13 protein-coding genes are annotated in these 13,334 nt (G+C 29.4%); 12 read left to right on the forward strand and 1 reads right to left on the reverse strand.

All coding sequences use genetic code 11. From position 1 onward, the window contains the following. The first annotated feature begins 13 nt into the window (after positions 1-13). The 9 genes from ALEK_RS01615 to bluB all read left to right on the forward strand — a co-directional run bounded on the left by ALEK_RS01615 (position 14) and on the right by bluB (position 9,443). A complete protein-coding gene (locus ALEK_RS01615; protein WP_071627914.1) occupies positions 14-1,213 on the forward strand; it encodes a phosphoglycerate kinase in 1,200 nt (399 codons plus the stop codon). Further along, on the forward strand, positions 1,213-1,923 hold the full coding sequence (locus ALEK_RS01620; protein WP_071627913.1) for a triose-phosphate isomerase: 711 nt from the start codon (positions 1,213-1,215) through the stop codon (positions 1,921-1,923). The genes ALEK_RS01615 and ALEK_RS01620 overlap by 1 nt, the downstream gene beginning before the upstream one ends. Continuing rightward, positions 1,923-2,750, forward strand: a complete 828-nt coding sequence (gene fabI / locus ALEK_RS01625; protein WP_071627912.1) for an enoyl-ACP reductase FabI — start codon at positions 1,923-1,925, stop codon at positions 2,748-2,750. The genes ALEK_RS01620 and fabI overlap by 1 nt, the downstream gene beginning before the upstream one ends. A gap of 220 nt (positions 2,751-2,970) precedes the next feature. After that, the gene (gene lysA / locus ALEK_RS01630) at positions 2,971-4,179 is read left to right on the forward strand and encodes a diaminopimelate decarboxylase (RefSeq protein WP_071627911.1); all 1,209 of its coding nucleotides are present in this window, start codon (positions 2,971-2,973) and stop codon (positions 4,177-4,179) included. Between the two features lie 36 nt (positions 4,180-4,215). Then, complete coding sequence (pheA, locus tag ALEK_RS01635; RefSeq protein WP_071627910.1) at positions 4,216-5,283, forward strand: chorismate mutase; 1,068 nt, start codon at positions 4,216-4,218, stop codon at positions 5,281-5,283. Between the two features lie 9 nt (positions 5,284-5,292). Next, positions 5,293-6,399, forward strand: coding sequence for a histidinol-phosphate transaminase (gene hisC, locus ALEK_RS01640; RefSeq protein WP_071627909.1), 1,107 nt, complete (start codon positions 5,293-5,295; stop codon positions 6,397-6,399). 16 nt (positions 6,400-6,415) lie between these two features. Next, entirely contained in the window at positions 6,416-8,218 is a 1,803-nt protein-coding gene (dxs, locus tag ALEK_RS01645) for a 1-deoxy-D-xylulose-5-phosphate synthase (protein WP_071627908.1), read from the forward strand. Next, entirely contained in the window at positions 8,218-8,685 is a 468-nt protein-coding gene (locus ALEK_RS01650; RefSeq protein WP_071627907.1) for a hypothetical protein, read from the forward strand. The genes dxs and ALEK_RS01650 overlap by 1 nt, the downstream gene beginning before the upstream one ends. A gap of 119 nt (positions 8,686-8,804) precedes the next feature. Continuing rightward, positions 8,805-9,443, forward strand: coding sequence for a 5,6-dimethylbenzimidazole synthase (bluB, locus tag ALEK_RS01655; protein WP_071627906.1), 639 nt, complete (start codon positions 8,805-8,807; stop codon positions 9,441-9,443). A 25-nt stretch (positions 9,444-9,468) separates the two neighbouring features. On the opposite strand, the gene ALEK_RS01660 is transcribed toward bluB, so the two are convergent. Continuing rightward, on the reverse strand, positions 9,469-10,332 hold the full coding sequence (locus ALEK_RS01660) for a DMT family transporter (RefSeq protein ID WP_071627905.1): 864 nt from the start codon (positions 10,330-10,332) through the stop codon (positions 9,469-9,471). A 153-nt stretch (positions 10,333-10,485) separates the two neighbouring features. Between ALEK_RS01660 and ALEK_RS01665 the strand changes: the two genes are divergently transcribed. The 3 genes from ALEK_RS01665 (at position 10,486) to ALEK_RS01675 (ending at position 13,300) form a co-directional block, all read left to right on the forward strand. Further along, positions 10,486-11,130 carry a GntR family transcriptional regulator gene (locus ALEK_RS01665; protein WP_071627904.1) on the forward strand — a complete coding sequence of 215 codons (645 nt, stop codon included), beginning with the start codon at positions 10,486-10,488 and terminating at the stop codon, positions 11,128-11,130. 223 nt (positions 11,131-11,353) lie between these two features. Beyond that, entirely contained in the window at positions 11,354-12,496 is a 1,143-nt protein-coding gene (locus ALEK_RS01670) for a porin (RefSeq protein ID WP_071627903.1), read from the forward strand. 417 nt (positions 12,497-12,913) lie between these two features. Then, on the forward strand, positions 12,914-13,300 hold the full coding sequence (locus ALEK_RS01675; RefSeq protein WP_071627902.1) for a RidA family protein: 387 nt from the start codon (positions 12,914-12,916) through the stop codon (positions 13,298-13,300). Positions 13,301-13,334: the final 34 nt, after the last annotated feature.

Below are 13,334 nucleotides of genomic sequence, written 5' to 3' on the forward strand. Positions count from 1 at the left end.
AAGGCAAAACTGAATGAAATTACAAGAAATAAAAAATATTGATATTGCAAATAAAAAAGTATTCATTAGATGTGACTTTAACGTTCCTATGGATGAGTACAACAATATCACAGATGATAGAAGAATTAGATCTGCTTTAAATACAATTAGATATTGTATTGATAATGATTGTTCTATTATTTTAGCATCTCATTTTGGTAGACCAAAAAATGGTTTTGAAGAAGAATTTTCTTTAAAACCAATTGCTAAAAGATTACATACTTTATTAAAACAAGAAATTAAAATGGCTCCAGGTATTGTTTGTGATGAAACAATTTCTATTGCAAAATCATTAGAAGCTGGTGAAATTTTACTTTTAGAAAACATGAGATTTGAATCTGGTGAAACTAAAAATGATGAAGAGTTAAGTACTAAATTAGCATCTATGGCTGATGTATATATCAATGATGCTTTTGGTGTATCACATAGAGCTCATGCTTCTGTTGAAGGTATTGCACAACATTTCAATATTGATTCAAAAGCTGCTGGTTTCTTACTTGCTAAAGAAATCAAGTTTTTCCATCACATTGTAAATGAACCAAAAAGACCATTTGTATCAATCGTTGGTGGTTCTAAAGTTTCTGGTAAATTAGAAGCATTACATAACCTTGTACCAAAAGTTGACAAAATCTTAATTGGTGGTGGAATGGCATTTACATTCCTAAAAGCCTTAGGACATGAAGTAGGAAATTCACTAGTTGAAGATGATTTAATTCCAGAAGCTTTAAAAATCATGGATGAAGCAAAAGAGTTAGGTGTTAAATTATACTTACCAGTAGATGTTGTTGCAGCAGAAGCATTTGATGCAGAAGCATTTGCAAAACCTACAACTACTCAAGAAATTCCTAAAGGTTGGATGGGTCTAGATATTGGTCCTGCAACATCTGTGTTATTTGCACAAGCTTTAGAAGATGCTCATACTATTCTTTGGAATGGACCAATGGGTGTTTATGAAATGGATAAATTTGCTAAAGGAAGTACAAAACTTTCTCATGCAGTTGCTTCTTCATATGCTACAACTGTTGTTGGTGGTGGTGATACTGCTGACTTAGTTAGAGTTACTGGTGATGAAGATGAAATGACATTTATTTCAACTGGTGGTGGAGCTTCTTTAGAATTAATTGAAGGTAAAATTTTACCAGGTGTTAAAGCACTTGTACTTGAGGATAACTAATGGCAATTATTGCTAGTAATTTTAAAACAAATCATACTAGAAAATCAACAGCTTCATTTGTAAATGAAGTAAATGAATTTTTAAAAACAAATGAAATATCAAGTGATGTATATATTTTCCCAACATCAACATCTCTTGATTCGTTTGATACAGTTTCTACTTTCACTATTGGAGCCCAAAATGCTTATGCAACAGCTAAGGGTTCTTTTACTGGTGAAATTGGAACTACACAATTAGATGAATTTTCAATTAAAACTATTTTAATAGGACATTCTGAGAGAAGACATGTTCTAGGTGAAAGCCAAGAAGAAATAGCTAAAAAATTTGCATTCTATTCTGAGCTTGGATACAAGATTATTTATTGTATTGGTGAGCCATTAGAAGTAAAAGAACAAGGTTTAGAAAAAACTTTAGAATATGTTTATGAACAATTTGAAGGTATAGATACTAATTATGAAAATTTAGTATTAGCTTATGAACCTGTATGGGCAATTGGTACTGGCGTTACTGCAACTAACGACGATATTACAAATGTACACTCAGCAATTAAGTCTAAAATTGAAAAACCATTATTATATGGTGGATCAGTTAAAGTAGCTAATGTTAGAGAAATTTGTCAATTAAACGGTGTAGATGGTGCTTTAATTGGTACTGCCTCATGGATAGTTGAAGATTTCAAACAAATTATCGAAAACACAAAGGACGTATAATGTTTATGAAGGGTAAAAAAGGTGTAATTTTAGGAGTAGCAAATAATAAGTCTATTGCTTATGGTATTGCTAAAGCATGTGCCGCGCAAGGTGCTGAAATTGCATTTACTTATTTAAATGACTCATTAAAGAAAAGAGTTGTTCCTATTGCTGATGAATTTGGAAGTGCTGATTATGTATATCCTTGTGATGTATCAAATCCTGATGAAATTAAAGCATTAAAAGAATCAATTGAAAAAGATATGGGTCAAATCGACTTTATTGTTCACTCAATTGCTTTTGCTCCAAAATCTGGATTATCTGGAAGATTCTATGATATTTCAAAAGAAGCTTTTGATGTAGCAATGGACGTTTCTGTTTATTCATTAATTGAAGTAGTAAGAGAATTAAAACCTTTATTAACAGATAACTCTTCTGTATTAACATTAACGTATTATGGTGGAGCTAAATACATCCCTAACTATAACTTAATGGGTGTAGCAAAAGCTGCATTAGAAATGACTACAAAATACTTAGCTGAAGATTTAGGAAAAGATGGAATTAGAGTAAATGCTATTTCTGCAGGTCCTATTAAAACTTTAGCAGCAGCTGGTATTGGTGATTTCAGATTTATGCTTAAGTGGAATGAAGCTCATGCTCCATTAAAGAAAAATGTAACAATTGATGAGGTTGGAAACTCAGGTATGTATTTATTATCTGATTTAAGCTCAGCAGTTACAGGTGAAATTCACTATGTAGATTCAGGTTATAATGTAATGGGTATGCCAGCAGTTAAATTTGACGAAGATGGTAGACCAACTATAGCTTGGAATGGTACAGATAAATAGTCATTAAGAGTAAGCTTTTGGCGAACTTCTGCGTTGTCAGGAAAATTGTAGATAGTCACTCACTTTAGTGAGCTCCTACCTCCAATTTTCCTTCCGCCTTGAATTTCACTCAAAATCTTTCACTTACTAACTATTTATAAATAATCATAAAGTTTTACTTTTAAATTTATTAGGGCAAATTTTAAATTAAGATTTTAGAGAATAGGAAAATAATAAAAAAATGAATATTGATTTTAAAGAATTAGCAAACAAATATCAAACACCATATTATGTGTACGATTTTGATCATATTACGGGACAATATGAAGAATTAAAAGGTGCATTCAAAGCTAGAAAATCGCTTTTAGCATACGCTGTAAAAGCAAATTCAAATCTTTCTGTTATTAAACATTTAGCAGATTTAGGTGCAGGAGCTGATTGTGTATCAATTGGTGAAGTAAAAAGAGCATTAAAAGTTGGTATTGCACCATATAAAATCATTTTTTCTGGGGTTGGAAAAATTGATTCAGAAATCAAAGAAGCATTAGAACTTGGTATTTTAATGATTAATGTTGAGAGTGCTGCGGAACTTGATAGAGTTGAGATTATTGCAAGTGAATTAAATGTAGTTGCTAGAATTTCTATTAGAGTAAATCCTAATATTGATCCTCAAACACATCCTTATATTTCAACTGGTTTACATGAAAATAAATTTGGTGTAGATATTGATACAGCTAAAAGAATGTATATCCAATGTAAAAATTCTAAATCACTAGAACCAACTGGAATTCATTGTCATATTGGATCTCAATTAACACAATTAGAGCCAATTAAAGAATCAGTTAAAATTGTTGCAGATTTAGTAAATAATCTTTCTGCTATTAAAATTGACTTATCTTTCTTTGATGTTGGTGGTGGATTAGGTATTGTTTATGATGATGAAACACTAATTGATACTAATGAGTATGCACAATCAATTTTAGAGTGTTTATTTGGTCTTGATATTACTATTGTATGTGAGCCAGGTAGATTCTTAGTTGGAAACTCAGGAGTATTTGTATCTAAAGTACTTTATGAGAAAGTAAATGGTAGCAAAAGATTTGTTATTGTTGATGGAGCTATGAATGATTTAATCAGACCAGCTTTATATGATGCTTACCATAAAGTAGAAGTATTAAATGACAATAAAGAATTAAGTGATTGTAACTTAGTAGGTCCAGTATGTGAAAGTGGAGATTTCTTTGCTAAAAATATTGATTTACCACAAACTGAACATAATGACTTAGTAGCTATTTATTCTGCGGGAGCTTATTGTTTTACAATGGCATCTAATTATAATACTAGAAATAAAGTAGCAGAAATCGCTGTGGAAAATGGGCAAGACAGACTTATTCGAAAAAGAGAAACTTTTGAAGATTTAATTGCTTTAGAAGAAGAATACTTAAAATAATCAATTATTTGATTGCATAAACACAAAGGGCACAAAGTGAGTGAAGCAGGATTATTAGATTTAAGAAATAAACTTGATAACATTGATGATCAGTTATTAAAGCTTATAAATGAGAGAATGGAAGTAGTTCATGAAGTTGGTGTTTTAAAAGCGCACAGTGGTGGAGCTATTTATAGACCAGAGAGAGAAAAAGCTATTATTGATAGATTAGAGTCTTTAAATAATGGTAAATTAAATAGAGCAGCAATTGAAGCTCTATTTTTAGAAATTTTCGCAATCTCTAGAAATTTAGAATTACCAGAAAATGTAGCATATCTTGGACCTGAGGGTTCTTTTACTCATCAAGCAGCAGAAGGTAGATTTGGTGCTATGAGTTCATATGTATCAATCTCTTCTATTAAAGGTATTTTCAGAGAAGTAGATACTAAGAAAGCTAGATTTGGGGTAGTTCCTATTGAAAACTCTTCTAATGGTATTGTTACAGATACTATTAATTGTTTAAATAGATATAACCTTAAAATTATTGCAGAAGTAGTACTTGATATTCATCATACTTTAGCAACTACTTGTGATAAGATTGAAGATATTAAAAGAATTTACTCAAAAGATATAGCTTTTGAACAATGTAGAAAATTCTTAGCAAACTTTGGACTTGATGAGGTTGAACAAATTCCAATTGAATCAACAACTAAAGCTGCAAAAATTGCTGCAAAAGAGCCAGGTACTGCTGCAATTTGTCCACATGTTGGAGCAAAATTACATAATCTTCCAATTTTATTTGAAAACATTGAAGATAAAGACAACAACAAAACTAGATTCTTTATTATTAGTGACTTTGAAAATACTCAAAGTGGAAATGATAAAACATCAATTTTAGTTGAGTTACCAGATAAGCAAGGATCTTTAGTTGAATTCTTAACAGATTTTAATGCTGCTGGAATTAACTTCACAAAAATTAAATCACATATTGTTCAAGGTAACTCAATCTTCTTTATTGATTTTGATGGTCACCAAGATGATGATAATGTAGCACCAATATTAAAAAAACATAAAGACACAGTAAAAATACTAGGGTCTTACGTAAAAGAAATTCACGATATATAGGAATTATAAATGAAATTTAATAGTGTATTAGAAAATGTAACAACTTATGAAGCAGGTAAACCAATTGAGTTAGTTGTACGAGAATATGGGGTAAATCCAGAAGATGTAATTAAACTTGCATCTAATGAAAACCCATACGGTACATCTCCTATGGTTACAGAAAAGATTCAGGAATTAGCAAAAAATATGTTTATTTATCCTGATGATTCAATGTATGAATTAAAAGAAGCATTAGCAAATAAATTTGATGTAAATGACAAAAATATTGTTATAGGTTCAGGATCTGATCAAATTTTAGAATTTTGTGTACATTCAAAATGTAATAATGATTCTAAAATCTTAATGTCTAAAACTACATTTGCAATGTATGAAATCTATGGAAAACAAACTGGTGCAACAATATTAAAAACACCAGATGATGAACATAATTTAGAACAGTTCTCTACTATGTATAAAGAACATGGAGCAGATGTAATTTTCTTATGTTTACCAAACAATCCATTAGGTGAGTGTTTAGATAAAGAAGATGTATATAATTTCTTAAGTGAAGTACATGAAGATACTTTAGTAGTAGTTGATGGTGCTTACCAAGAATATGCTACATTTAAAGATGAGAAAAAAGCTATTGATGCTAAAGACTTAATTACTAAGTTCCCTAATTGTATCTATTTAGGTACTTTCTCTAAAGCTTATGCCTTAGGTGGGATGAGAGTTGGATATGGTATTGCACAAGAAGATATTATTAAAACTTTATATAAATTAAGAGCTCCATTTAATATTACTACTTTATCTTTAGCTGCTGCTATTGAAGCACTTAAAGATGAAAAGTTTGTTCAAGATTCAATTGCTAAGAACTTTGAAGAGATGAAAAGATATGAAGATTATGCAAAAGTAAAAGGTTTTGATTACATTGATTCATATACAAACTTTATTACTATTAAATTTGAAGATTTATACTCTTCAAAAGCAGTAGCTCAAGAATTACTTCAAAGAGGAGTAATTGTAAGAGATCTTACTGGATATGGTGTAAATGCTATTAGAATTACAATTGGTTCTAATGAGCAGAATACAAAAGTATTTAAAGTATTAGACGAAGTTTTAGAAAAATTAAAATAGATTTTAAGAAGAAACTATGGATATAAAAAATAAATCACTAGAAGAATTAGAAGTAGTATCACAAGATATTAGAGATAGAATTATTGATGTTGTATCACGAAAAGGTGGACACTTCTCTTCTACTTTAGGTGCTGTGGAATTAACTGTAGGAATGCATTATGTGTTTAATCCATTTCAAGATCCAATAATTTTTGATGTATCACACCAGTGTTACCCACATAAATTATTAACTGGAAGATGGGATGAGTTTGAAACAATCAGGCAATTTGGAGGTCTTAGTGGCTTTACCAAACCAAATGAGAGTGATGCTGACTATTTTGTAGCAGGACATAGTTCTACTTCTATTTCATTAGCTGTTGGGGCTGCAAAGTCTATTAAACTAAAAGGTGAAGATAGAATTCCTGTTGTAATGATAGGAGATGGTTCTATGACTGCTGGTATGGTTTATGAAGCACTTAATGAACTAGGTGATTTAAAACTTCCCGTTGTGATTATTCTAAATGATAATGAAATGTCTATTGCTAAACCAATAGGTGCTATATCAAAACACTTATCAAAACTACTTGCTGGTAAAACTTATCAAGGTTTTAAAGGTAGAGTTGATAGCTTCATTAAGAAAAATATGCCAGAGGGAACAACATATATTGCTAAACGTATGGAAGAAGCAATGAAGTTAATTACTCCTGGAATTTTATTTGAAGAGATGGGTATTGATTATATTGGACCAATTGATGGTCATAACATAGAAGAAGTAATTGATACTTTACAAATTGCAAAAGAGATGAATAAACCTGTTATTGTTCATGCAAGAACAGTAAAAGGAAAGGGTTATAAAATTGCTGAGGGTCAACATGAACATTGGCACGGAGTAGGACCTTTTAATGTGGAAGATGGTGCTTTTGTTAAGAAAGCTGCACCAAAAGCTGCAACTGCTGTATTTGCTGATGCATTAACACAACTTGCCTGTAAACATGAAAACGTTGTAGGAGTTACTGCTGCAATGCCTAGTGGAACAGGTATTAATAAATTAATGGATAAATTCCCCGATAGATTCTGGGATGTAGCTATTGCTGAACAACATGCTGTAACTTCAATGGCGGCTATGGCAAAAGAAGGTTTCAAACCTTTTATTACAATTTATTCTACTTTCTTACAAAGAGGATTTGATCAAATTATTCATGACGTTTGTCTTATGGATTTACCTGTAGTATTTGCTATTGATAGAGCTGGTATTGTTGGTAATGATGGAGAAACACATCAAGGAACATTTGATATTTCATATTTAAGATTTATTCCTAATATGGTTTTATTTGCTCCTAGAGATAATAGAACTTTAGAACTTGGACTTGATTTTGCTTATTCTTTAGATAAACCATGTGCAATTAGATACCCAAGAGGAGCATATACTCCTGTATCTTATGAATCAACACCTTTTGAATTAGGTAAATCTGAGTTATTAAAAGAAGGTAGTACTAATAAACTATTTATTGGTTATGGTGCTTCAGTAGGACGTGCATGTGAAACTGAGAAGTTACATGATGAAGATATTGCAGTTCTTGATTTAAGATTTGTAAAACCTTTAGATACACAAACTTTAACTGCTTTAGCTTCTAAATATGATGATTGGTATGTATTCTCTGATTCACAAAAACAAGGTGGAGTTGGATCTGCTATTTTAGAATTCTTAAATGATTCAAAAATATGTGTATCTTTAACAACATTTGAATATGAAGATGATTTTATAGATCATGGTGATACAAAAGTAGTAGAAGAATCATTAGGTTTATTACCTGAACAATTAGTAAAAAGAGTTAAATAATGAAAACGTTAAATGAACTATTAGTAAATTCTTCAAGAGAAGAGATTTTAGAGTTATATACTATTGCTTTAGATAAAAGTGAAGAAGAAGATTTCTGGAAAGAAAAAATACTTCCTTATGTGGATGCAATATTATCTGTACTTTTACCATTAAGAGATCAAAAACTACTATTTACACCAGAAGGTAGAAAAGTTGAGAGTTTAGATGAAGAGTTCTTCTTTAGATGGGCTGATCTTATGTGTTTAAGAACTATGGCATTTATACTTGAAGAATCAAATACAAAATCTTCTTTATGTAGAACAGATTATAAAGATGCAAATTATGAACAAATTGATTTACAAACATTAGGTGAATACCTAAGTTTATATAGAGTAAATTTAGATGATGAAGAGAGTTTAGATTTCCCTGTATCAAATTATAATTTACATACTGGAATGTTAACTACAATTAAAACACTTATAAAATAAATATTAGCTCTTCCAAAGAGCTAATAACTTCCCTTTATAGTTACAGTTATGTGACTATTTACTTAATTAAATACATATTTCCCCCAGTTATAATAGCAATATTTTAAAAGGATATTTCTATGAATATAACAGAAGAAGAAAAAGAAGCAGTATATAAAACAATATATAATAGAAGAGATACTAGAGGTGAGTTTTTACCTGATGAAATTTCTGATGAGGTAATAAATAGAATATTAGATGCAGCACATCACTCACCTAGCGTTGGATTTATGCAACCTTGGGATTTTATTGTAATTAAAGATAAAGATGTTAAACAAGATATTAAAAATGCTTTTGTTGTAGCACATGATGAAGCAAAAGAGATGTTTGATGATGAAAAGAAAAACATATATTCTAAACTAAAATTAGAAGGAATTACAGAAGCTCCAATTGGAATATGTATTACATGTGATAGAAATAGAACTGGTGATACTGTAATTGGAAGAACTGCTAATTTAGAAATGGATTTATATAGTTCAGTATGTGCAGTTCAGACATTATGGTTAGCAGCAAGGGCTGAGAATCTTGGAGTTGGATGGGTTAGTATAATTCACCATGAAGAATTAAAAGAGGTTCTAGATATTCCTTCACATATTACTCCTATTGCATATTTATGTATAGGAAAGGTAAGTCATTTTCATGATAAACCAGAATTAGAAAAAGCAGGTTGGCTACCAAGGCTTCCTTTAGAAAATCTAGTTCATCATGACAAATGGTAGAATATAAGTGAAATATTCACTTATATTAAACGGCTTTTTTGGACTTTATAAGATATATAGAGTTCAATAATAAAGTTACAAGAATTATACTTCCTCCAAGAAAAGTACTACTTGAAGGAACTTCTTTTAAAACAATCCATACCCAAACAGGAGCCATCAAGGTTTCTATAATCAGTAAAATACTAACTTCACTTGCAGGAAGACTTTTTGTTCCAATACCCATAAGTAACCTTGAAATAGGAGATACTAGTACTCCTGCTAGAAGAAGTATCATTAATGTTCTATTATCTATTATAAAACTATCAACAAAAGTAAATGAAATAATAGTAATTGAAAAACCTGCAAATGCAGTAATTGCAAGTCTATTTGCTTTTTTATATTTTGAAAGAATTACAAAAGATAAAGCAAATAAATTAACACAAGCTAAAGCAAAAAGGTTTCCTATTAAATCTCCTCCACCAATTTGTGATGAGAATATTATAAATAAACCAAGAAAAATAAAAAATGAAGCTATGTAAATATTTTTTTTACTTTTTTCTTTATAAAGTAAGTAGGCATATAAAGATGAAAATAATGGAGCTGATGCAAAAATCATTACAGTATTTGCAACACTTGTATTTTTAATAGCACTAATAAAAAAGATATTTGATATTCCAAATAATATACCACATATTATGATAGGTTTTAATGACTCTTTGTAAACACTTACAATCTTTTTTTGTTTAGTAGAGAATAGAATAATATTTATACTAAGAAACATAAAAAGCCCAACATAAAATGAAAAAGTTAAGGCTTGAATTGATGTTAATTTTATTAATAATGATTCAAAACTCATTAGTAGAACCCCAAGTGATGTAATAATAATGGCTTTAAAGTGCGAATTTTCCATTTTTCCTCCATAATAAATATATTTTAAATATATTTGAAGTATATTTAAAATAATATTTGTTTTATATTAATTATAGAGAGTAAATATTATTTCATTTATTCTAATCTTATTGTAAACCTAATATAATACGATAACAAATAAATAGGTTAGTAAATGCAACAAAACAAAATCAAAAAATCTAAAACTCAAACAATTACAGAACAAGTATATGAACAACTAGAACATAAAATTGTATTCTGTGAAATTGAGCCTGGTAGTATTCTTACAGAAAAAGAAATTTGTACAATGATAGGTGCAGGTAGAACTCCTGTACATGAAGCATTATTACTATTATCAAGAAGATTTTTAGTTAACTTTTCAAAAGTAGGTATTATGATACCTGATATGAACTCTTCTGTTCAATTACAACTTTTAGAGATGAGAAGACCAATTTTAAAAACATGTGTCGAGTGTGCTATTCAAAGACTAACACAAGTTGATAAAGACAATATAGAAGAGTTATTGGTTGATGTTGATGATTTAGATGACCATGAATTCCTAAACTGGCTAGAGCTTAGACAAGAAGTTTTATCAAAAGCTTCAAAGAACTTCTTTATATATGAAGAACTTAGAAATGTACAAGGATTATCAAGAAGATTCTGGCATTACTATGCAAAAAAAGAAGACAATATAGTTGTTAGAGAATTACATAAAAAGATTTTACAAGCTGTTTTTGATGAGAACAAAAATGATGCAGTAAAATATGTTGATGAAATTATTGACTATATTGAAAATTTTGTAAAAAAATACTCAATTTAAAAAGAATTGCTAAATTTATAAACTAAGAAAATATTAAGAATAATTTTTCTTAGTTACTAATACTTAAACAAAACCCCCAAAAAAAGACACTTCACTAGAAAAAAATAGTTAATAAATATTTTTTATTCGTTATTTTACTTAGTGTAAACTTATAATATATATTAAGTTTACACTAAGTATTCATAAGATAGAATTTTTTTATATTTAACTTAAGGAGAGAAAAGTGAATAAATTTAGTCTTAGTATAGTAGCAGCATTAGCAGTTTTTAATACAGCAAATGCAAGCAGTTTATCGGAAGCATTTTCAAATGGAAAAGTATCAGGTGAGTTAAAATCACAATTTTATCAAAAAGAAAGCAATAGTTCACAAACAGTGAATATTTGGACAAATGGTTTAAACCTTTCATATAATACAGCTGATTATAATGGTTTAACTGCTGGAATAACATTTCAAGGTGCCTCAGTAACTTCTGAAGATTTAGGAGAAAATCCTACTGCATATAATGCAGACCAAAATGTTAGTGGGTCAGTTTTATCTCAAGCATTTATTGAATATAAAAAAGATAATACTACAGTGAAAGCAGGTAGACAATACTTAGCAACTCCATTAATTGCATCTTCTGGATCAAGAATCTTTAAAGAATCTTTTGAAGCAGCATCTGTAACAAATACTGATATAGCAGATACTTCAATTTCATTAATGTATGTAACTAAGTATCAAGGAAGAACTGATGGAAAAGAGGGTGCTCCTTCTTTTGAAAAATTAGGTGATGGAGTATTTTCTATTTACGCAACTAATAAATCAGTTAAAAACTTAAGTTTAGCAGCACAATATGTTAATGCTAAAAATTTAGTATCTAATAATACTAAAGATGTAAGTATTTATTACCTAAATGCAGAATATGATTTTAACGCATTTAAATTAGGTGCACAATATTATGGTTCTGATGATGATGGTGCAGCTAACAATGATGGAAATGCATATGCTGTTAAAGCTTCAACAAAAATTGCAGACATATCTTTAGCTGCTTCATATAGTGAAGTTTCAAAAGATGGTGGAGTTGATGCCTGGCATTTAGGAAATGGTGCTGACTACATTTATACATGGAGTTGGTATGAAGGGTCTAGATATTCAGCAGATATGAAAGCAACAAAATTTGAAGCTGGTTATAAGTTCACAGATAAGTTATCTGCTAATGTTATGCATATAAGCTGGAAAACAAGTACAAGTGATACTACTAAAGAAACAGACTATCTTGTAGATTATAAAGCTACTAAAGATCTTTCTTTTAGATTATTACATGGTCAATTTGATAATTCTGGTAACGAATACAGATCAAGATTATACGCATCTTATAAATTCTAAATATTAATTCCTCTTTTGAGGAATTAATAAAAATTTACAAGATAAAACTATCATATGTTCTCCAAAACCTAAAATGATAGTTTTGTCTTCTAAGTTTTTACCTCCCCCTTCTATACTTTAAAAATCACAACAATTATACACCTTAAATAGACTATATTTATTTACTTTAAAAATTTACTAAAAACTTAAAAAAAACTCAAATTACTAAGAAATATTCTTAAAAAGATCTTCTTCAAAAAAATAAAAAAATTATTTATAATGCTAAAAGTTCGACTTTATGGTACTTGTAGAGTGTTTTGTAAATATTTACTTAGTGTAAACTTATAATATATCTTAAGTTTACACTAAGTAAACATAGAGTAAGATTTTCATATATCATTTATAAATAGATGAAGATAATAAGTTAAAGGGAAATTCATGAGTAATACAAAAACACCAATTAAAACAGAATTATTTGCTTCTAAAGCACCATTAGAGTGGGCAATTACTGCCAACAATACTTTATACACTGCACAAATACCAATCGATGAGACTGGAAAAGTAGTTGAGGGTGGAATTGAAGCTCAAACTAGAAAAACTTTTGAGAACTTAGTTCATACTTTAGAGTGTGCTGGAGTTTCTACAAATGAAGTATTACAAGTATTAATTTATGTTACTGATAGGGAATATTTAGCTACAGTAAATAAAGTATATGCTGAGTATTTTGAAGCTCCATATCCAAATAGAGCAGCAGTTATAGTTGCAGGACTTGCAAGAGAAGAGATGCTTGTTGAGTTTGTTGTTTACGCGCAAGCTAGCAAATAATTAAATATAAATATAAATAAAAAAGGAAGAATAG

It is taken from the genome of Poseidonibacter lekithochrous (assembly GCF_013283835.1).
In the GTDB taxonomy this organism is placed as follows: domain Bacteria; phylum Campylobacterota; class Campylobacteria; order Campylobacterales; family Arcobacteraceae; genus Poseidonibacter; species Poseidonibacter lekithochrous.